General features: G+C 58.1%; 10 protein-coding genes. 1 reads left to right on the top strand and 9 read right to left on the bottom strand.

Features of this window, described 5'->3' with window-relative positions; translation table 11 throughout:
* Positions 1 to 25: 25 nt before the first annotated feature.
* From IPK17_RS36580 to IPK17_RS36570, 3 genes are all read right to left on the bottom strand, one after another.
* Complete coding sequence (locus IPK17_RS36580; RefSeq protein WP_343422931.1) at positions 26 to 1129, bottom strand: LacI family DNA-binding transcriptional regulator; 1104 nt, start codon at positions 1127 to 1129, stop codon at positions 26 to 28.
* Positions 1130 to 1395: 266 nt separating this feature from the next.
* Complete coding sequence (locus tag IPK17_RS36575) at positions 1396 to 3495, bottom strand: beta-glucosidase (protein ID WP_343422685.1); 2100 nt, start codon at positions 3493 to 3495, stop codon at positions 1396 to 1398.
* A 1101-nt stretch (positions 3496 to 4596) separates the two neighbouring features.
* The gene (locus tag IPK17_RS36570) at positions 4597 to 4752 is read right to left on the bottom strand and encodes a hypothetical protein (RefSeq protein WP_343422684.1); all 156 of its coding nucleotides are present in this window, start codon (positions 4750 to 4752) and stop codon (positions 4597 to 4599) included.
* An 11-nt stretch (positions 4753 to 4763) separates the two neighbouring features.
* On the opposite strand from IPK17_RS36570, the gene IPK17_RS36565 reads away from it, so the two are divergent.
* A complete protein-coding gene (locus IPK17_RS36565) occupies positions 4764 to 4937 on the top strand; it encodes a hypothetical protein (RefSeq protein ID WP_343422683.1) in 174 nt (57 codons plus the stop codon).
* A 7-nt stretch (positions 4938 to 4944) separates the two neighbouring features.
* On the opposite strand, the gene IPK17_RS36560 is transcribed toward IPK17_RS36565, so the two are convergent.
* The 6 genes from IPK17_RS36560 to IPK17_RS36535 are packed head-to-tail and all read right to left on the bottom strand — an operon-like array spanning position 4945 to position 21272.
* On the bottom strand, positions 4945 to 6585 hold the full coding sequence (locus IPK17_RS36560; RefSeq protein WP_343422682.1) for a hypothetical protein: 1641 nt from the start codon (positions 6583 to 6585) through the stop codon (positions 4945 to 4947).
* A complete protein-coding gene (locus IPK17_RS36555; RefSeq protein ID WP_343422681.1) occupies positions 6578 to 11383 on the bottom strand; it encodes a hypothetical protein in 4806 nt (1601 codons plus the stop codon). Before IPK17_RS36555 ends, IPK17_RS36560 begins: the two co-directional genes overlap by 8 nt.
* Complete coding sequence (locus tag IPK17_RS36550) at positions 11380 to 13524, bottom strand: hypothetical protein (protein WP_343422680.1); 2145 nt, start codon at positions 13522 to 13524, stop codon at positions 11380 to 11382. The genes IPK17_RS36555 and IPK17_RS36550 overlap by 4 nt, the downstream gene beginning before the upstream one ends.
* Positions 13455 to 14465 (bottom strand): hypothetical protein, encoded by a 1011-nt coding sequence (locus IPK17_RS36545; protein ID WP_343422679.1) that lies wholly within the window; start codon positions 14463 to 14465, stop codon positions 13455 to 13457. The genes IPK17_RS36550 and IPK17_RS36545 overlap by 70 nt, the downstream gene beginning before the upstream one ends.
* Complete coding sequence (locus IPK17_RS36540; protein ID WP_343422678.1) at positions 14462 to 17863, bottom strand: DUF6603 domain-containing protein; 3402 nt, start codon at positions 17861 to 17863, stop codon at positions 14462 to 14464. The genes IPK17_RS36545 and IPK17_RS36540 overlap by 4 nt, the downstream gene beginning before the upstream one ends.
* A gap of 25 nt (positions 17864 to 17888) precedes the next feature.
* Positions 17889 to 21272, bottom strand: coding sequence for an OmpA family protein (locus IPK17_RS36535; RefSeq protein ID WP_343422677.1), 3384 nt, complete (start codon positions 21270 to 21272; stop codon positions 17889 to 17891).
* Between the last annotated feature and the right edge of the window lie 269 nt (positions 21273 to 21541).

Genomic DNA, 21541 nt, shown 5'->3' with positions numbered 1-21541 from the left:
AAGCGGTCTTCAGTGGGAAAACGTCTCAATTTGTCGGCGCTAGGCTGCCTCCTGTCTCCGGGAAGGATTCTTGGCTGTTACTCACTTGAAGTTGAGGTGGAGCGCATGAATCGCGAATGACAAGCTGTGTCGCCAGTGTCACCCGCCGTGGCAAACGGCTGGGATCCATAATGCGCTCCACAAGCATCTCGGCGGCCACCTGACCCATTTGCTGCAACGGCTGCCGCACGGTCGTCAACTTGGGGTAGACCAGAGATGCCTGGGGGATATCGTCAAAACCAATAATGGAAATATCGTCCGGGATGCGTAAGCCATGTTCACGGGCGGCATCCATGGCGCCAAAAGCTGAAATATCATTGCAGGCAAAAATCGCCGTCGGCGGCGGATTAACATTATTCAGGACTTGCTTGGTAACTTCGTAACCGGTTTGCTGCTGATAGTCACCTTGAAGGATCAGTTCCGGTACAAGGGGAATCTGGTGGTCGGCGAGGGCGGCTTTGTAACCGCGCAGGCGTTCGACGGCGCTCCACACGCTCAGCTCGCCCACAATAAAGGCGATGCGCGTGTGTCCCAACTGGCACAAATGCCGGGTGGCCTCGTACGCGCCTTGGTAATTGGTCGATTCAACCACATCGCTGTTGTTGTTGGCATCGGTTTGATCGATGAGGACGTACGGGAAGCCGCGCTCACGCAGCATGTCGAGATAGGCGGAGGTAAACTGCGGCGCCACCAGCAGCAAACCTTCGGTGATACCGTTGGCAATAGCGCTGACGTGGTAAATTTCTTTGGTCGCTTGATGATGACTGGTATATAAGACGAGGTCACAGTTGGCCTTCGATAAGGCTTGATCGATGCCTTGGGTGACCGTGCCGACATACCCAACGTCCAGGTTCGGCACCAGGACACCGATTGTCCGCGACCGCCCACCGGCCAGACTGCGCGCCGGGAGGCTCGCCACGTAGCCGAGCTGCTCCACCGCTTCCATCACGCGGGTTCGGGTCGACTCTTTGACGAATTCATAGCCACTCAGGACGCGCGAGACCGTCGCCACCGACAAACCCGCGGCGCGGGCGACGTCCGTAATCGTGACACGAGGCTTCTTTTTTACATCAAGATTGCCACTGTTCATCAAATTGTAAACGCTTTCAATTTACTACCAAAAAAACGGCGGAACAATCCACCGGGGTGTTACTACTGTCATTCTCAGACCAACAACGCTCTAAAATCCGCCGTCCATCACCTATGTTGATGCACAACTACGGACATTATAGTGGCTTTTTTGACTCGTGCAACATTTTTTTCAAGAGCACGGTCTACGAACTTCTGCCGAGCGCTGCGCGTGCCTAAAACGGTGATCGCTGAGCGTCGGGGCGGGGATCTGCCCCGCTCCGACGCTCAAGCGCCCCAGTTGGACGAACTCTGGTAAATCGCCTGGCCGAGCACGATGGTCTTGACCTGCTGGTCAGCTTCCGCGGAGCTGGAACCAACCGCGAACGTGTAGGTTCCGGCCTCAAAGACCCACTGGCGCTGCTCATTGCTGAAGTACCGCAGTTCATCCAGCGCGACCGGAATCGTCACCGCGGCAGACTGGCCGGGTTCCAAATAGACCTTCTTGAAGCCTTTTAGCAGTTTCTTCTGGCGGTCAACCGCCGACTGCTGCAGGCCGACATACACCTGAACGACTTCGGCGCCCGCCACACTGCCCACATTGCGCAGCTCGACTGTAACCTCGACGCGATCCGCCTGCTGGGTGAGCACGGGTTCGCCATACGCCCACGCCGTATACGACAGTCCAAAACCAAACGGGTAGGCGGGGACATAGCCGTGCTTATCGAGATACGAATAGCCGTGATACAGGTCATAGGTGATCTCGGCGTCCGTGTTGCTGAAATAGGGTAGATGGCTGACGTCCTGCGGGACGGTGAACGGCAGTTTGCCCGAGGGATTCACGTCGCCGAAGAGCACCCGCGCCAGGGCGTTGCCGCCTTCCATTCCCGAGTACCAGCCGTACAGAATCGCCGGAACGTCAGCTTCCCACTCTTTCGTCATGATCGTGCCGCCGCCGATGAGGACGACGACCGTCTTCGGGTTCACGCCGCCAACGCGCTTGATGAGTTCGATCTGCGCAGGCTTGAGCGACAGGCTTTGCCGGTCGCCACCTTTGGCGTCGCCGATGCCGGGAAACGTTTCACCGAAGCGCGCGGTGGACAAGCCCATGTTCTCGGTCCCCTTGATGACCGCTTCGTCGAACGAAAAGTCGGCGTTGGGCTCGGCAGAGATGTATTCCCCTTCGTCATATTTGTCGTTGCCAACCACGATGATCACGCAGTCGGCCTGCGCGGCTTCGGCGGCCGCGGTGTCGAGTTCACTTTCCGTGCAGTACACGATCTCGGCATCCGCGCCGAAATAGCTGCGCAGCCCTTCCAGCGGCGGCACGACATAGGGCGAACTGGTGTTGCTCGAACCGACATCGCCCGTGTTGTTGCGATTTCCCAGTTCCCCGGCCAGCAGAATGCGCTTCACGGGTTTCTGGAAGGGCAGCACAGCGTTCGCATTCTTGATGAGCACCATCGACTTTTCCGCGACTTCGCGGGCGAGATCGGTGTGCTCTTTGCTGGCGACGAGATCCGGCGTGTAGGCCAGCGCTTCCGGCGTATTTTCAAAGACCAGCAGCGTGCGCAGGATGCGGAGGACGGCGGTGTCGACGGCCGCTTCCGCCACGCGACCTTCCTCGACAGCGGCGAGGAGGTTGCGCTGATAATGAATCGGCATGGGCATTTCGATGTCCAGCCCGGATTCAATCGCCTTCTTGGTTTCGCGGACACCAGCGACGAAGTCGGAGATGACGAAGCCCTCGAAGCCCCAGTCATCGCGCAGAACGTCGGTGAGCAGCCAGCGGCTTTCACAGCAGTGATCGCCGTTGAACAGGTTGTAAGCTCCCATTACCGAGGCCGCGCCTGCATCAATCGACTTCTTGAAGTGCGGCAGGTACACCTCGTGCATCGTGCGCTCATCTGCCTTGACATTTACCCAGAAGCGGGAGTTCTCGATATTGTTGACGGCATAATGCTTGACACAGGCGATCACATTGTGCGACTGGACGCCTTTGGTGAGCGCCGCGCCCATCTCGCCCAGCAGGAAGGGGTCTTCGCCATAGGTTTCCTGCGACCGTCCCCACGCTGGATGCCGCAGCAGGTTGATACATACGCCGCCGAAGTAGTTCGCCCCCTGTGCGCGCGCCTCTTTGCCGATCACGGCGCCAATGCGCTGCTCAAGTTCGGGGTCAAAGCTGGCGCCGCGCGCCATGGATACCGGGAAACAGGTCGAATGTCCCATGACCACGCCGCGTGGCCCATCGCTGAAGCGAATCGGCGAGATGCCCAGCCGCGGGCAGCCGTTCGTGTCAATCGGGACGGGGTTATAACCGTTCTGGTATTTCTCGATGTTGCCCCAAATATCCCAGTTGCCGTTGAGCATCCAGACCTTTTCTTTCAAGGTCATTTGCTTGAGCAGCGCTTGAGCTTGCGCTTCGATCTCTTCACGACTTAGGGTACAAGTATCTTTTTTTGAACATAGGTTTGAACTCCAAGGTGATTCAGGTAAATCTCAACAGCTCTCCACACGCGCAGATAGTTCGTGGGAGCGTATGCGAGGTAGCAAAGGGAACTCTGGAAGCCTCTGCCGTGACCACCAGTATGCTTGATCGCATGGATTGCATTTGTTTATTAAACAAAACTTGCAGATCATTCTACAAGCATTCCATATGTACCGCCAAATACCGGATAATTTAAGTGACAAATGTACTCAAGAGAGCCGCGAGTTGTGCATGCTTCTGATCCTGATCAAGGGGCTGACGCATTAAGTTTACTAAACAGATGTGGCAAGATCGCGCTGCGTTGAAGTGGAGTACTTCTCTTGCTCTAGAATCAAGAGATTACCTGAAAGGATCGCTTTTGGGGAGGTAGAGGGTAGTAAAAACTCCAACTCTCACCATGCAAGCAGAAGCCCCTACGGATGAGAGTTTTCCACTATAGACCGAGGGCAGCAGGTGTGCCGTGCGCTCGTTCGTCGGCACACCCGAGAATAGGGCCGCTACATTGACCGCTTGTGAGATTTTCTCACTCAACTCTCCAGCTTCGCCGATGCTGTCAGCCAAAGTACAAGGCAGGCTGGTAAGTCCGGTGAATGCCGTGAAAACGGGTTACCTGTCGGTCTTGGGAGTTTGCGGACGCGATAAATCGCGTCCCTACACAACCACACTTTTCTCGCAGCGGACAGCGCCTGCGCTGTCCGCTGCGAACGGACAAGGCAGGCCTTGTCCCTACAAACACCGTCTTCTTTTCTTAAAATGCATCATTGCGTCCGCTGTCCCCAAAAAGACTCCTTCTACGTAGCGATTGGCCTGCCTTGGCCTCTTTTGTCGTAGTTCAGACACCGGCTTAGCTCGTCTGACCATAAATGCTGGTTGATGGCGGACACTGAGATGTGCCGCAAACAGGTTCCAACGTTGCGCATCAGCCGTTCTGCCCAGGATGTGCGCCAGTTTAGCAATTGCGCGCAGGGCGGCCACCGGTAAACCGTTCTCATGAGTGAACGCTAACTTGCGCTGGTCATGAAATCAACTCCGTCAATGTCCGACCCATCGAGGAAGTGCCAGCAGCCTTCGAGACAGATTGCGAGAAGATGTTCGAGCAGCACCGCGAGGTAGAGCCAGCCTTCCATCGTATCGGTGTAGGTGAAGTCTCTACTCAATTCTCGTTTGGATGCTCGGCGCTGAACTCACGCTGCAAGCGATGCGGAGCAATGGCGAAACCGTGCTGCCTGTCGGTGATGATGACGCGCCGCTGACGGCGGTGTTTGGCGGGCAGTCCGTGTTGGCGCAGGCGGCTTTTCTAACTTACCGGCAGCCGTGTCTCATAAATGTCCGTGCCCTTTAGGTTCAAACTAACTCTCAGTCTTGCGTTGGATTTTGTCGGTCTGGCGGTGAAGCGGCGTGAACTTTGAGGCTGGTTGCTTCTGTCTGCCCAGCCACACCAACGACTGCCCGGACACCTGCCGCGCAAACTGATAGGAACTCGTCACCTCAATTCCACTAGCGGGGATTTCTTCTTCATACAGGTTCAAAGGAGCAGTGGGATTAGGCAGCAGGGTTGTCCCACGGATACCAACGCTGTCCGGTGGCAGCGACTCCCACTCGCTCATGCGCCCACGCCGCAACCGAATCTGGGCGCTGTTTGCCAGACGTACCGGGATGAAAGGTATCCAGTGCGGTGGAATTGGGTTGAGCAAGCGATAGTTCCACATATCGGTACTCCGTGGCGGCGGTTCGCTTGCAGCGCGAGTCTGCGCCCACTGCTGCTGCCGTTCAATGCGCCGTTCAAGCACGCCTTCGTAGGTTTTCTCGATGCCCCAGCCCAGATTTTCCGTTTCATCGCGCAGTAAAACCACAGTTTCAACCGCTTTCCCTTCCAGCCGACCCAAGGCCACCGCTGGTACAAACAACAGCGGATCGTCATCGTCGTTGTTCAGCTCAAAGAAGCGCCAGACCCGTTTCGACCCATCGTTCGCCGCGACAGATTTGACAATATGCCGATCGCCAAACGAGTCGAGCACGGTAATCGTTTGAATTTGCGCCAATGAGCCAATCGGCACGCGCACCGGGATTACATGCCAATCGTCGCCGTAGGTCGTCATGAAGGCAGCGGTGATCATCCGAGCGAAATCAACAGCGCTGGCGGAGACATCCGCAAAATTGACTGTGCCATCTTCGAATTCAAACCAGCGCTGCGTTGCCATGCCCGCGAACTGCACGGGCGTGGGTGTCACTGTCTTGAGCGGCTGTCTTTCCAGCTTGGGCAGGTCGCGCTCCTGGATGCGTTTATCGAAGCTGAACCAATCGAGATGTCCACCGGGATACTCGTTGGCATCCAGTATAATTTGATCGCGGCCCACGCCTGCCGCCACGCTGAACCGATATTCCATTCGCTCCGAGTCCCACGACTCAAACGCTGGATTGCTGAATAAGCGGTCTTCGTACCAATCAAGCCACTGCGCAAAAGCGGCCAGATAAGCCGTTCCCGCCCCGGTCAATTTCTGCTCGATCACCGCACGCTCAGCGAAGATGCGCGCTCCATCACAGGTGCGGCGGACGAGCAAATTGCCCCAGGTGATTTCGTCGGCTTGAATGCCATCAGGTAAGGCGAGGGCATAAGTGCCGCGCAGCCAATCACGCCATGTGCCATCGTCGACGGCGGCGATCAAGCGCAGTAAATGCAGGCCGGCTTCGGCGGCGCGCCAAAAACCCGCCGTGTCGTTGGGCTGCTGCTGCTCGGCGTACGCTTCCAAAGGCACTGACGGATCAATCGCTGAGAACTGCTTCGCCGTGTACGCTTGAAATTGGTCGACGGGCGCGGTCTGCATTTGATACGAAACTTGAATCGGGCTGGCGGCATCTTCGCCGCGAAATTCCCCGACTTGCCACTGCCGCGCCAGCATCCACAGCGGATCCGCGATATTGGCTTGCAGCCCGCTTGCGATCTCATCCGAGCGGGTACTACCTTCTAAGCGATAGCGTCGATCAGTCATCGGTCACTGCTCCAATCATGTCCAGGTTGCCGGTGAGGTAGACCGCCGGGAGTTGATGCCCGTATTCGCCGAGCGTTTCGGGCGCGACCGCCCGCAGTCGTGCCCGCGCAAACGCTTCGCGCACGGTGTCGACAACCAGACTGAAATCCCAGTCTTGGCCGCTGGGTGGCACTGCCAGCAGCAGTGATTGCGGCGGGCGGCTGGTGGGCGCATCGAAGTGGAAGGTTAAGCCGGTCATTTCGTAGCTGGAGGGGATGCGCTCCACCCATTGATCCAGTACCAAGCCGCTGATCAGGCCGCTCAGGGTGGAAAGATCCGCGTTACTGGTCAACACCAGCGACAATCGATCCCCACCGTCTTGATTTGGGCGGCTGATTCCGACCCATGAATCACCTTCAACCTGTGGGAGCTGCGCCACGGCAAAGTCGAACAACGCTCGATCGCGGATCGCTTCGGCGGCGGTGATCAGTTCACGCACGCCGAGTAAATCGGGACGGACCCGCGCCATTTTGAGCAGCCAGCCCATGACGCCGTGGGCAGCGCCGCTGGCCGCTGGTTGATCTTGGAGCTTGGCGGCGGAGATCGGCACTTGAATGCGCGTCATGACGGGAAAATCACGTCCCAGCACCAGTGCGATTAACTCACGGACGGCGCGGATTTTGGCATCTGGCGTGGCAGTGGCTTGATCGGTTGTCAGCGCATCATATTTGACGCGGATTTCATCACGGCGCGTCTCCACGGCGGTCAACACGGTCCCTGCCTGCGCTGCCAGTGTCGCTGCATCACGTGAAGTGGGGATCGCTTGCGGCAGGTTGAAATACGATAAGCGCAGCAAAGCCTCAAAGGGTTGCACCAGCGGGTCGGCAAGGTCGCGGACAGCACTGGCGAAGTCTTCAGCGAGATCACGGGCGCGGCGTTGAAACTCGGCGACGGTCGCGGCCGGTGCTTCGCTGGATTCACCCAAGCTGAAGTCGCTGACGGTGGCAGCCCGTCCCGCGCTCAAGACGCTGCGCAGCGTGTTCGCCAGTAAGATGAAATCCGCCAGCGTGATTTCCCCTGCTCCCGCGGGAACATAGGCGTTGATCACGATATTCGTTTCGGTAACATGACGCTGCAAATATTCCAGGGCGATCAGTTTGCCTAAGCCCGACCCGACGATCTGCGAATCGACGGGGGCGAGATAGACAGCATCCAGCGCGGAGAGCGGCAGCTCTGCCAGTGAGTGTATTTCCACAGTCGGATCCACGGTCCCGCGCACCTGATACAGAATTCTGCCCGGTTCGCCCACAATCCCGGAGACCCACTCTTCCAGTGCTGGCTCAAGAGCGCTGCGCTGGCTCAAATCAGCGTGCTTCCACGGGCTGTCGGTGCCGCTCGGTATCAACATTAGGCGGTGGGTGATGGTCATGCCAGAATTGGGGGTCAGCACCGAGCGGACTTCCGGCGGGGCAATATCGCCCAGCGCTGAAGCATTTTGGACCGCGCTGGCTCGTTCGTAGTCGCCTTGCACCAGCGCGTGAACACTTTCGGCCAGCGCTAAATCCGCCATGGAATCGGTGATCCACACCAGATGCTCAAGCGCGGGCTGCAGCTCGCTGAATTGATGGGTGACGCCGCTGCTGTCGGTGGGCGCCGTGATCAGCGTGGCCAGCGTGCCCGATCCCTCGTTCCAGAGTTCGAGCAAACCCAGGCCATCGACGACCGCGGTTCTGCGGCTGCCCGAGTATTCGGTGGTGCCATGCTCGGCGACCACCGCGCGCACCGGCTCAATCCAGATATCGAGAAATTCATCATGCAGGTAACGTTCAAAGCGATAGCCCAGCAGTTCGTTGACTGGCTGCCCCTGCCGCACCCCATCCATCATCCACCGGGCGATGCGCACCCGATCCGACCGCAAATCGACCGACATCGGTGATGTGGCTGTCCCATCGCTGAAGGCGCTGTAGCCGCTGCGTAAGACAGCCGCGGCAGCGGCTTGTGTCATGGATGGGGCATGGATGAACCCCTGTGAGGCGCTGGTTCCCGCTTGATCCGGACGCAGATTTTCCACCCAGCCAAATCCGCCGATCTGAACCCCGGTCGGATATTTGACACGCTTGGCATCGATGCTGTCTTCGGCGTAGGCGGTGATCCACGCATCGAGGCGGTGCATTGCCAACCCCAGCGTCTCTTGCAGGCGGATTTCCAAATCTGCTGGAGGGAGCGCGGCCAGTTCAGCAATCGCGTTCGCCAATTGCGTGACGCGCACCCCCGCCTTGGGCGGCAGGTAATGGGTGCCCCCCCATCCGATAGGCGAGTCAGTCGTATCGACGGCAATGGCGGCCCATTGGTCAAGTACGGTAATCGTGCTATCCAGTTCGGGGGTGGCGCGCCGCGTGACCTGCTTATACTCGGTCAAGTAGGTCGAGGCCGTGGCGAACACCCGGCGCGGCACGCGCGCGAGTGTGACACGAGTCGGATCCTGCGTTGGGCTTTGCAGCGTGGTCGTAAGGAAACTGGCGGTGGTATCGAGCAGCTTGGTATTGGTAGCCAACTGCTTGATCGTGTTCACGCGTTCGGCTTTTACGGTGAATAAATCAAGCTGATTGATGCTGCCGACGAACTGATCAAACACGACCAGTTGATCGTTATCCCACGCGTTAGCGCGGTCAATCGAGCGCTTGATCAACTGGTACAACAAGGGCGCAGGGTCAGGCAGCCCCGCAGGTTGGGTGCCGGAGGCCGTCCCATGGGCGTAATCGCTCAACCACGCGAGATAAACGCTCGCCGGCGCGACGGCTAGCGCGTCCTCGGCCTGAACCAGCGGCAGGTCGCCCCACGCGCTGGACTCCTGATCAAAGACAAAATAGAAGTGTTCCGGGTTGGGCGTTTCGGCGCTCAAGGCGTCCATCAGCGGCAGCAGATTCAAGCTGGTGACCGGATAGACGCGATTGGCGTGCGCGGTGAGCAGCACCACAATGTTGTTGATGATCTGTACAATGAGTTCATGCTGATCACGGGTAGCGACCAAAGCATTGAGCTCATCAACAAAGGCCGGCGGGATGATACCGCCAAAGGTCGCGCCAAAATCGATGACGGCTTGCGCCGCAGCCTCATACCGCGACTCGGCGTCAGCAAGCAGGTCGCCATAGTAGTCCTGCTGGTCGGCGAGTGACAAGAAGGGGGTGCGCAGGTCGCTCTCTATAGCACTTGACCAAACGCTGTCGACTTCGGCGGTGCGCTCCAGTAAAACGTCTTTTTGGCCTTCATACAGGTCAACCGGATCGAAGAAGAGCGACCAGAAAGACCACGTGCGCAGGTTATCAAGGCGGCGCGTGAAGAACTTGGTCGGGTGCGGGTGACTGCTGAGGATGGCGATCAGGTGATCGTTAGCGGTTTCAAGATCAGTGGTGATCGGCACGTCAGTCGCCAGCGCGGTGGCCGTCGGGTCAAGGTGCGGCACATTGGGCAGCGAACGTTCCCAACCAGCGCGCAAGCCTTCCAGCACCCACTGAAGATATTCTTCTTGCGTGTTGGCGTCGCGTGGGGAAGGTTGAAGCTGTATCGGTAACAGACCATACGGCATGGAGCCCACATGGAAAGCGGGATAAACCGCTCCGCCCCGCACATGATCAATGAACCAGTCGCGCAGGTCATCAATACTCGCTGCGGAAAGCGGAGTCTGCGTGCCATCGTCGAACATAAAGCGCAGATATTCGCCCCACATGCTGTACCACAGCGTGTGATTCATCGATTCCATGCCGGCTAGGTCGTTCACATCCCCATGCAGAGCGCGGGCGGCGAGTCCATCAGGCTTCAAGCCCAGGGCGGCGGCGAAGCGCTGGCGATAGCTGTCGTCAGCGGCGGGAGTGGGCTGCCACAACCGCTGCAGCACGCTTTGCGGATCGGCGCTGTTCCAAGCCCACGGGCTGCGGACGGTTTCGGTGTTGTTGGTGGGCGTTCCCTGCGGAACAAAGTCAAAGCCGCGCGTGTAGTAGTGAGCCAACAAGGTGTTTTCGAGCGCGTTGGCGGCGGCCTGAGGATCCTCGACACGAATCCCCAGCACGATCAATTCATCTAGGCCTTGATCGATGATGGCGCTTCGGTCGCCGGTCAGCGCGATCTCAAAGGCCATTCCGACCCGTTGAGCAGCCTCGAAATCGGCCAGCCAATGATCGAGATCATCGGGGTTTTGCAGTTGGAAGGGTGCAAACCGCAGCTCACTAGGGATCGGTTCGCCAACCTCGGTGAACACCGTTGCGCCGTTCAGCCGGCCCACGGCGACCCACCGGGCGGGCAGCAAGTCAAAGTGCGCCGGGGCGTCGAAAGCGCGGGCAGCGTTGATCGGCGGAAAAAGCGGCTTATCGGTTCCCAGCGCAGCCATGTTCGTCGGCGTCGTGCTTTCCATCACCCACACCGCCCGCCAGACACCCAGCGTATCCGCCAGCTTCTTGAAGATGCGACTCGCTCGCTGCCAATTCGCTGTCCATGTTAACTGCCAGAAGTGCTGGCCTAATTCGACTTCCCGCGCGCTCAATTCCGGTTGATGGCTGTTGACATGAATCTGATCGGGATACACGCGAATTTTCAACCGATTCGGATCACGATAAAAGCGCGTCTCCAGGCGTACCGGCAGCAGCAATAAGGGGACATCCGCGCTTAAGAGACTGTACAACACCAGCGGGTTGATGTCGGGTACATCAATATCAGGTAGCCCGCCGCCCGGTAATTCAGCGGCGGAGCGCCCAACTTCCGGCACAGTGCCGGTCGGCGGCGCTGCCCGTCCGGGGCGGTTTGGTCGGTTCGGTCGTTTGGTCATGATTGGGTATTTTCCTCTGGCAGCATCGCTGAGGCATGGACCAGCATCCGCACCGGACGCTGCAAGACGATGCGCGCCATCGCGCCCGCATGACTGCCCCAGATTGAACTTGGCGCGGATGTCTCGGCGGTGTCGTCTTTTTCGGGATCATCCTCAAAATTCCCGGCGATGGTGAGATACGGCGGCGCGTCGGGATACTCCGCGCTGCTGAAATGACCCCATGACAGCTCGCTCCATGTGTCAAGCTGCGCCGGGTCATAGGCGGCTTCGGGGTCGGCTTCATCCAGCCCAAAGCGCGGTTCGCTCGGCTGTTCCTGAAAGGCGAAGAAGTAACCGCCATCGCTCGCTGTATTTTCGGGCGTGGCCGCCCCCAGTGCCGTGGTCATATCCAGACCAGCAAATCCGAAGAAGTTTACGCCCGCGCCAAGATCACCGCTAAACGCGGGGAAGATTTGCACTTCGGGCGTTGCGGGCACACGCAGACGGCGCGTTATTCCGTCCTCTTTGACATCTTTCGCCACTGCTTTGACGGCATAGATGGCGAGATTAGGGTAGCGCTGCAAAATGTCGCCTTTGATGAGCAGCACCAGCATGTCGTCGGCAAAGTTGATCAGGTTGTTGCCGAGCGGCTGCGTCACCTGCCACGACTTGATCTCGTCAATGTCAGGTGCGGTCGACGTCCAGAAGTGCTTAAACCACGTACCGCTGAGGTCGGCAGGATATTCACGCCAGCGCATTTCGCGGCTCATTTCGTGATTGATGCCGAGCAGCAGCGCTTCGACAAATTCACCGTTCACTTCCGCCAGCCCAACCGTGTTCGCCTCAATCTCACCGATTCCCGGCAGCATGAATTCGGGACTTAGTTCGTTCACATACGGGTAAACCGCTTCGTCAAACGATGGAGATGCCGTGAACAGGGTGGGAATCGGGCGACTGCCCCAGGCTGTCGCGGACAATTGAATACGCGACTGGAGATGCAGGCTGATTGATTCGGTGGCATGCAGTGCGCTGCTGAGCGTATGGGCAATGGGTTCAAGCGAGGCGTTCGGGGCGACGGGCGGCAGCGGTTGTTCTTCAACAACACTGGACCAATCGTTCAACGTGCCTTGGAACGCCCGCACTGCATCACGCACTGCCACAACCTGCGTACGAGCCGGGAACTGATTCGGCTCAATCTGATTGATGAATTGATTGGTGGCGGTGCGCAGCGCGGTGGCGGCGGTGCGTGTGGCTTGGGCCTGTGACGATAGGCGATAGCCGCGCTGTCTCAATTCATCAAGCTGGGCGATTTGCCCGCTCGCCATCTGATTAGCGGTCAGCACGGCAGTAACTGTGCTGGCTTGTTCGGCTGGGCGGACGCCACCGACCAGCAAGCCGTTGATATGGTCAATTTCAGAACCCGTTTGAATGGCCAGCGCATCCGCATACCAGTTCAGAGTTGGTTCCACTGTTGGTTCGGCTTCTTCGGCGGAGAGCAAGCTTGCCCCGGCGGGCAGTTGGTGGACAGACAACGCGACCAGACGATCCGGTTGTTCGACGACCAGTTGACGCAGCGCGGGTTGAATCGAAGTCGTGCTGCGGGTGGTAATGCGCAGTGTGTGCTGCACGACGCTGCCGCTGCGCGTTAGGCGGCTCATGTCGCTTGACACCGCGCCGTTCGGGACGGCGGCCGCCTGCAACTGCCCCCAGATCGTTTTGGTATTGGGCATGATACGCGCGTGGGCGGCGCGGGTGAGGGTGAGCAGCGTGCCCGTTTCGAGCTGCTGCATGCGCCCCTGCCAGCGTTCGGCGATCAACGAGGCGTAGACCGCTTGTTGTAACGTCTGATTGATGGTGCGCAGTTCAGTGACGGATTCCCAGGCCCGGGTCATGAAATCTTCCTGGTGGCGGCGGACGATGCGCACGCCCAACCCGGCCGCACTGCGGGTGCGCGGGTGGCTGTTCACGTCGCCATACCAGATGGGCGTATAGCCGACCGGGCTGCGCTGACCGTCCGGTTTAGGGGGTGGCAGCGGCGCACCGCTCAACTGTTCATGACCATAGTGCGGCGGGGTGACGACCGGATCGTCGGTCAAGTAGTGGTACGCGCCGTCTTGCTCAACCACTTCGGGCGTGAGCTGGTCGTAAATGGCCGCGCGCAAGGGATCAGCGGTTGGGCGCGGCAGGGGCGTTTTGGGCAGCGGTGTTTCGACAATCGCCTTGGGGAGACGAGCGCGCCATAAAAGAGCGTGCTTTTAGGCAGGGGAATCGTTTTGGGGGTGATGATGCCGCTGTTGAGCAAGTCGAGCTCGTGCCGCCCGACGGTTTCGTTCAACTCACGCGGCTGCAAGCGCTCAACCAGCATCTCGAAATCGCCGAGCGTACCCGTGGTGAACGACCATGAATGATAGACCGGCAGTTGCAGTTCGCTGCGGGTGTCGCCGATTGCCCAGGCGAGCGTTTGACCCACATCTGCGGGAACGGTCAGACCCAGCCCGGCCAGAATGCCCGCTTGGAACGTGGGGATCAGGCAGGCGAGATAGGTGGTCGCGGGCTGCAAGTTGCGCGGTGACAGCAGCCGGCTGATGAAGTTCTGCGGTTGGTCACGCAGCGCCTGACTTAGATCCGCAGGTGTCGCATAGAGCGTGGTGGATTGGACATGTGCCCAAGCCCACATCTCACTGAGATCCGGCGGCAGTTCGCTGATCGGCGTCGTGAGGACGGGTAAGGGCGCGTTGGGCAGCAGGCCGAGGCTGACGAGCGCTTCGGGCACGGTGACGAGCGTGAGCCACGGGAGTAACCGATCGCCGTCCGGCGCAGTCGGTGTGAACATCCACGGGAGGTCGGGCGTGGCAAACTCGATGGTCGGGAAGTAGTTCGGCTCGAAGTCAACCAGGTTCGGTCGCGGATCCGTCCGGATGATCTGCGCCGGATCAATCCCGATGACGTCACCGGCGCTGCGCACGCGGAGCGTCTTGCTGACGGTTGAGCCGCCGACGGTGAAGCTGAAGTTGACCGTGGCGTTGGCCGAAGCATCAGCTTGAATAGAACGCGCCAGCCCGCGCCGCAGCCACGGCAGAAACCGTAAATTCAGGTCGGTCATGCGCTTACCCTTTCGCCAGTCGTCACCACGATCTGGTCAGACGTGTTCACATGAACTTTTTGGACGGCTTCGGCATGGGTCATGCTGTGCGTGGGCATCCCCGAGCCAGACCTGAGTGTGGTACGGTCAACAATGACATAGCGCACCGGGTTGAGCGTGTAGACCTGCGCGGCGGCGGGCGTGCGTTTGATCAAGGGGCGACTGCTGACCAGCACGTATTTTTGCTGCCCCAACGTGCTGATCACGGCGGCACTCGGTGTGAACTTCGTCTTCAAGGGATAAGTGGTGTCGATAAACTCCGGATCGCGGATGATCTGCTCATAGTTGTAGAGCGCGTCGGCACTTGCGCCGCCATCGGCGGCATCATCGCCAAAGCGTACACCCGCTTTCATCATCTCGAAGGACGGTGCATCCAGCTTTTCATCATTCGTCATGTCAAAGAACTGGGCCGGTGCGAACCAATCTTCGACAAATTCCCAGGCGATGTCATCCCCGCCAAGCGCCACATCATCAATCGCAAACTCGTCTTGCCCGGCAATTTCAGCCTGGCCGTAATGCTCAAGTTCCACATCCAGCGGGGCAAGGCGTTGAACCACTTCCGCCGAGCCGCCGGGATGCACGGTCGGTTCCGCCTGAGGATCGCTCACACCCGCCAGAAGCACCGCGCCGAGGCGTGCGCCTTCATCCACGGCGCGCCAGTTCTCGGATTCTTCGAGCGCAGCCACCAGATCGCCGATCAGGGGGACTTCATCGACTTCATCGAGCGAGCTTTTCTCGCCAATCGATTCTTCGATGTTCACTTCTTTCGCTAGACCAAACAGCTTGAACTGGGCTTGACCGCGAATGAAGTAGGGATTGGGGCCGCTGAGGTATCCGGTGAGCAGCACGCCCAGCAGTTCAATTGAGCCAGCGCTCACGGTGATGTAGAAGCGCAGATCGGCCACGAACTGAAAGGGCGAGAAGGTGATCATCGTATTGAATTCGAAGCCACCCTCGACCCGGAAGCCGATGAACGTCGCGCTCAGGTACAGCCCGGCACCGAACTGCACGGTATTGGCGCTGAGCGCGAGATAGGTTTCGAGCGCGATACTCAGCCAATCGCCAACGTTCAGACCGAAGCCCAACCGCTGCAAACTCGGAAAGGATTCCGGTGGGACAAATGCCGGATGGAAACCACCGAGCGCCAGCAGGAAAGAGGGCTGCCCCAAAAACGCAGCTTTGAGCGCCATTTCACCCGTTAGCACGAACCCGACGATCTGCGAATCGCGCAGGCCTGCGCGGATGTCAAGCGTGCCGAGGCTTAAGTCAATCACCGCGACAACATCAAAGTGAAACTCGACCAACGGCGCTTCTTCAGCCGGTAGTACGGATTCGGCCTGCCCGACCAACATCAGAATGATGTCGGGCACCTGGATGATGAAGCCGACATCCCCTGTGATGATAGCGGGCGATCCCCACCCGATTTGCAGCATCGCGCCCACCACAAAGGAGCCGGGAGTTGTGGGGAAGGCGGCTTGAATATCGCTCAGGATCCTTGGGGCATTGGCAATCGGATCATCAGGGAACAGCACCGAATCGAGCAGCCCCGTGCGCACGCCCTCCAGAAACACATCGGTCGCAATGGAACGGTGAATGCCGATCAGGCCGCCGACTTTTTCGAGCGTGAAACCGAAACCGAGCGGAATGCCGCCTAAATTGACATTGATGCTGACGAACATGCTCCAGGCATTGGGATCATCGGGCAGCTTGGTGGTGATGATCGTCAGCGCCGTGACGCCAATCACCGCCAACTGCACCGTGATCATGCCGCTGTACTCGCCTTTGGCGGCGTTCAGGTCAATGAAGCCGCCGCCGTAGACGATATCGAGGAAATTGAGGGCGATCCCCGCGCCGGTGGGCGGCTTGAAGGCCAGTGCCAGATCGAGCCCCCCGAGACCATTCGTGGTCGGGTTGTCATCCGGGATAACGGTGGTCAGGAGACCGATGCGGTTAACGGTGAAGGTCAGCGGCGGAAGTTCAGCAGTGAAGGTCACCGCGGCTGTGATGTCGAGGCTTTCCGCGGCCAGCGCCAGCGCAAGATACAGCTCGTTCAGGGTGACGAAGGCAATCTCAAGGTTGAGGGGGATGACGATCTCCAGCCCGGTACTGCCCTCAATAGCAAAACCGGTTTTGCTTGACCACACCAGCCGCGCCGCCAGACTGGCGTTGATCTCCACATTCTTCATCAGTTCGCTGACGAACGAATCCGCCTCACTGGGATTCAGGATCAACTTCAGACCCGTATCACGACCGCCGAGCGTGATGATGATTTCCGGATCGGCGGGACTGCCCGTAAAGGTGACCGAGACTTCAGTATCGGCCAGTTCAAGGCGCATCCCATCCGGCTTGCCGATCAACACCTGTGGTGCTTCCGGTTGCCAGATCAAGCTCATCTTCTGATCCAGTGCCACGCTTGCACCGAGTGTTTCTGGTTGACCCTCGGGTGTGATGAACAAACCGGTGCCGCTGGCTTCGGCGCCGGCGGTGAGCGCGAGTTCAAGCGCGTCGCTGGGCTGGAGACTGGCATTGGCGATGCCCTGAATAAACGGCTCGATATACAACCCGATATCGTCGTCCGTGTTGACGGGCAAAATGCGTAAGCCAGCGCGAGTGAAGCCGTTCTCGATGAATATGACTTCGGTGGCGTGGATGGTGAGCGTTTCCGACAGGTCAGGGAAAAAGCGGGCGCGCACGGTATCGCTGATGGGCGCCTGAACGGTCTGCAACCCCAGCGCGGCTACGAAACTCTTGATTGCGGCGGTGATGGCCGTGGTTTGCAGGTCGTCATCCCAGCCGTAGATCGTTTTGAGATGTCCAACAGGATCGGTGACGGCGGGAAGCAGGCGATCCCAGCGCAGCTTTGCTGGGCTGCTGAACCACCACAGCGAACCATCGACGATATCGGGCTCGACCAACCCGAAAACATCCATCAAACCGTACAAGCCGCTGGCTTTATCCGTAATCAAATCGATCAGCAGTAAGTTGATCAAGCGCGGTGCGAAGTCATCGATCCAGAAAGCCTCGCTGTTGAGCGGCGCGGGCAATTGGGCGATGGCGCTGAAATCGGTCTGGGCGAGGTCATACAGCGCCAGACTAATGTTGAAGGCGGCTTCGACCACCGCCGCCACATTCGGGTCGCTGTCGTCGCTCTCTAAATCAGCCAGCGCGTTGGTCAGCGCCGATAAATTGCTGCTGATCCCCAACAGCGAAGTGATCAGCGCCATCTGCTCGTCCGTGAGTTTGACGCGCCAGCCTAGACGACTGAGCAGCAGCGTAAATTTGTTGGCGGAAGCCAGCGACGCGGACAGCGCGGCGAAGGCTTCTCCGAACCCTTTGGCAATATTGAGAGGATAGCTCATGCGTGGTTTGCTCCGTATCTCGCGCTCATCCGGCATCGCTTTCGCTGAGACTCTCGCCTAGGGCAACAACCAGTTCCCCGTTCAGGTAGATCATGACTGTTTGCCAGGTTTCATCGCGTTCGGGGGCGCCAAAGACATTGGCATACAGTTCGCCAAACCCTTGAACGACGGTGTTCTGCGGTAGGATCAAAAACTCGTCGTCGGTGAGCAGGCTGCGCAGATAGTCATAGGCGGCTTGGGCGCGTTTTTGCGAGAGCCAGAGGTTATAGGGGTCGCTACCGATGGGGCTGGCGTGGCCGTTGATGGTGAGCTTGGTATCACGGCGGCGGAAAATGATCAGGTATTCCGCGACCATGCCCCGCAGCAGCACTTTGTCACCGTCTGTAAGCTCCCATTCATCAAGTTCATTGTAGGTGCGGGCGCTGGTGTGCGCCATGACCCGCCATGTCAGGGGGTCGACAGCCGCGAACATCCCCTCAAGCACCCCGTAGGCATCATGTCCCATCAGGTCTTCAGAGATGTGGAGAATCGCGCCATTGAGCGCTCCCGCTTCCAGGATGCCGGCTGCCCCATAAGAATAGTCAACCCAGTTTAGACCTCTGGAGACAATGGGCAATTTGGGGTCGAGATCTAACGTATTGCCTACGAATGTCGTTGTGCTGAGGGTAAAGCCGAGCCGAATATCGTTTGGGTCAACGCCCATCCAATCGGCAAACTTTTGGACGGGTCCGAAGGTCTGAATCTGCTGTTCAAGCCACCCGCCCACGTCGACGACATGCCAATGCAGATTGATGAAATCGAGATCGGCGCGTAAGTCCAGCACGACGCCAGCCTGAAAGCTCAGTTGGAAAATCGGGCCGCTAAAATCGCCGGGATCCCAATTGACACTCGCGTACATGCGTTGTGTGCTGTCTGCTTTAAAGTACATACCTTTTGAGAAGCCAGCCGCGACCCCGGCCAAAAATCCCAAGTAGCTGTGAATTTCGCCGGGTGCCCAACCGGGGTATTGTGTGCCGTGCGGTGAGATTTTCGTGATTTCCAGTATGAAGATGCTGACATCAATGGCAACGGGGATAACCCCTTTTTCAAGCTTGACCAAGAAATCAAGTATGGCTTCAGCCGCGTCGAACGTCTTTTTGATGCCCAATGTGATTAGTTTATCGACAATCTTCCCCTGACCTTCTTCGCCTAGACCGTTATCGCCCCAATCGTAAATGTGGCTCTCGGCTGTCCCATCGTCAATGGCCTGCTCAATCTCCAGACTCCGTTCGGGGAGGGAATCACCGAAGATCGTCCGCGTGTATATCAGGAGGTTACTGTTAATTGGACGATGCAAAAAAACGCTCAAAACGGTTAGCGCATCAATGTTGATGTCACTCAGAACCACGATCCGCTGGGACAAAACATGCATGATAAATGCGCGGATGGCTTCAAGCTGGGGGCCTGCGTTGACCAATTTCCTCGTTATTGCACTAACGCAGGCATAACGCGCCATCCATTCCGCAAAGTTGTGATCGATCTCTTCAAGGGCATCCAGCGTTGTCCGATCCGTAATGCCGCTGTCGGTCTCAAAGGCATACGCGTAGTCCCCAATGCTGGTGAGCAAGTAATTGGCGGCGGCTAAGATACGTACTTTGTCATAACTGTGCAGTGGAAAGCGCTGCGCAATGACCAGTGAGTCACGGGCATTCAGCGGCGCTGCGATCAAGTCCGGCTGCGGTAGATAGGGCAGCGCGTGCACGCGCTTCATGATAAGTGTTTCGGAACCGAGGGTGATTTCGAGTTGAACACTGTAGTCAGGCAAAGATGTGTCGTATACGTCGGTATTCGGCACGATTTCGTCGAGTGGCAGCAGCGGAATCTTCTTGATCTCTAGCGTCCCTCTTTGAGCGCTCAGACTGTAATTGCAGTAATCTTCGCTCGTGGTATCGCCGGGGAGTTTCAGATAGGGCTGCACTGACTGAAAGTTGGTGTTCTCCCAACGGAAAACGTTCATGAATACTTCTTCCAGGCCAGCGCTGTAGTCCTGCCCCGGTAATGTGTCGATGCAAAAGCGGTAATGCTTCCAGCGAACATAGCGGCCACCGTTATACTGGTCGCTGCAAAGGCCCGCTTGTTCACGGTATTGCCAGTGTCCTTGCGCGTAGATTCCAGCCTGATTGATTTGCAGGGTGTGAAAGTCAAAGGTGTTTTGTTCTTGCCCTTGGGAAATATCTTCCGGCGGAACTTGTTCGTAAAAGCCGGTGATGTCGAAGGGCAGCGTGACTTTGGGCAAGCTTGGTTCTCCGATACGCCCGAGCATATCGATTACGGTCATCTCTTCCATCAGCATCAAGACGTTGATGTAATGCAAGGCTGAACCGTTCAACACCAGTGACTCAATCAGATCGCGGACATGCTTGAATTTGATCCAGTCCCGTTGCGGATGCGTGCCGGTGAAAATCGTCTCAATGCTGGTTGCGATTTCGGGAATCACCTGCGCTTGAATGGTTTCCCCTGTAAGCGACACTGCCTGTTTGAGCGATTGTTTGAAACTGCCCTTTTGCAGATCCAACAGCCAGGACTTAAAGGTCGCTTCGTTCAGCGTTTCCAACCAGTCGCTAACATCAAGCCCCATGTTGATCAGCGTCAGATTATGCGTTTCGAGCTCATCTTCATCGCCTAAGATAGTGTCGCCCATGATCATCGCGCCCCAGTGGGCTGGGCTGAGGTATTTGAGCAATCCTGAGCGCGCTTCAGGGATAGCTTGCTTGGCGATCCACTCGGTCGTCAGCGCGTCAGCGATCGCTTCGGTCAAATCAGTCAGGCTGTTATCGAGCCCAGTCGTCACATCTTGCAGCTTGACGTTGGTGCCACTATTTGCGATGCTGCCACCTAACAGGAGCCAAATCGCGTTGCGGGTTTCGAGTTGGCTGTGCGAAAATCCTAAGCCCGTGAGTGAAACCGGCAGACTAAAAAACTGCTCACTGGCGGATTCGCCCCACCACATGGGGCGGGGGGTGATACGCAGTGCGAGACAAAGATTCGTATTCGCGAGAAAGTCGCGCTGGATCAGGTATTGGAGCGCGTTTTCCGCGTCGGACGGATCCGCGCTGCCAATGCTGTATTCACCTTTCAGGCAGTTGATGAAAACGCCCGAACTCACGCCATTGGTCGCCATGGCCGCGAGTGTTAAGGCTTCCAATTGGTAGCCCGCCAGATTGAGCAGCACCCCCATCGGATGAACGAAATTCAGCGCCTGATCGACGTTTTGGGGCGCGATATCCCCCTCCATGAATTTGTTCTCACGGTAATCGGCATTGGGGGAGCGCATTCCCTGAAATACACCCAACTTAACTAAGAGCTGAGGGAGTAGAAAGGTGCGATAGTCAAATCTCGTTGAGGTGCTGTTTCCCGTGTCAATCGCCATTGCTGTGATTCGCCCCCTGCCTTAGCGCTCAACTCCGAGCACCAGTATCAATGCAGCATTCCTGTCAAGCATGGTGTGCCGTTCCGGGCGGTCTGGCTTAGGACGACTCTTCCGACGGCAAACCGTTACTGGTGGGGATAAAGGAAGGAACGAAGGTATGCGACGGCGGGAACAGTCAGAAGGTGTGTTCGGCCTCACTACGCTTAGGGCTACTATAGGAAACGATCGTCACGACTGCGTTACAACACCGTGACAGACGGGGCACCTAT

It is taken from the genome of Candidatus Flexifilum breve, assembly GCF_016713355.1.
This window is presented reverse-complemented; position numbering and strand designations above follow the sequence as displayed.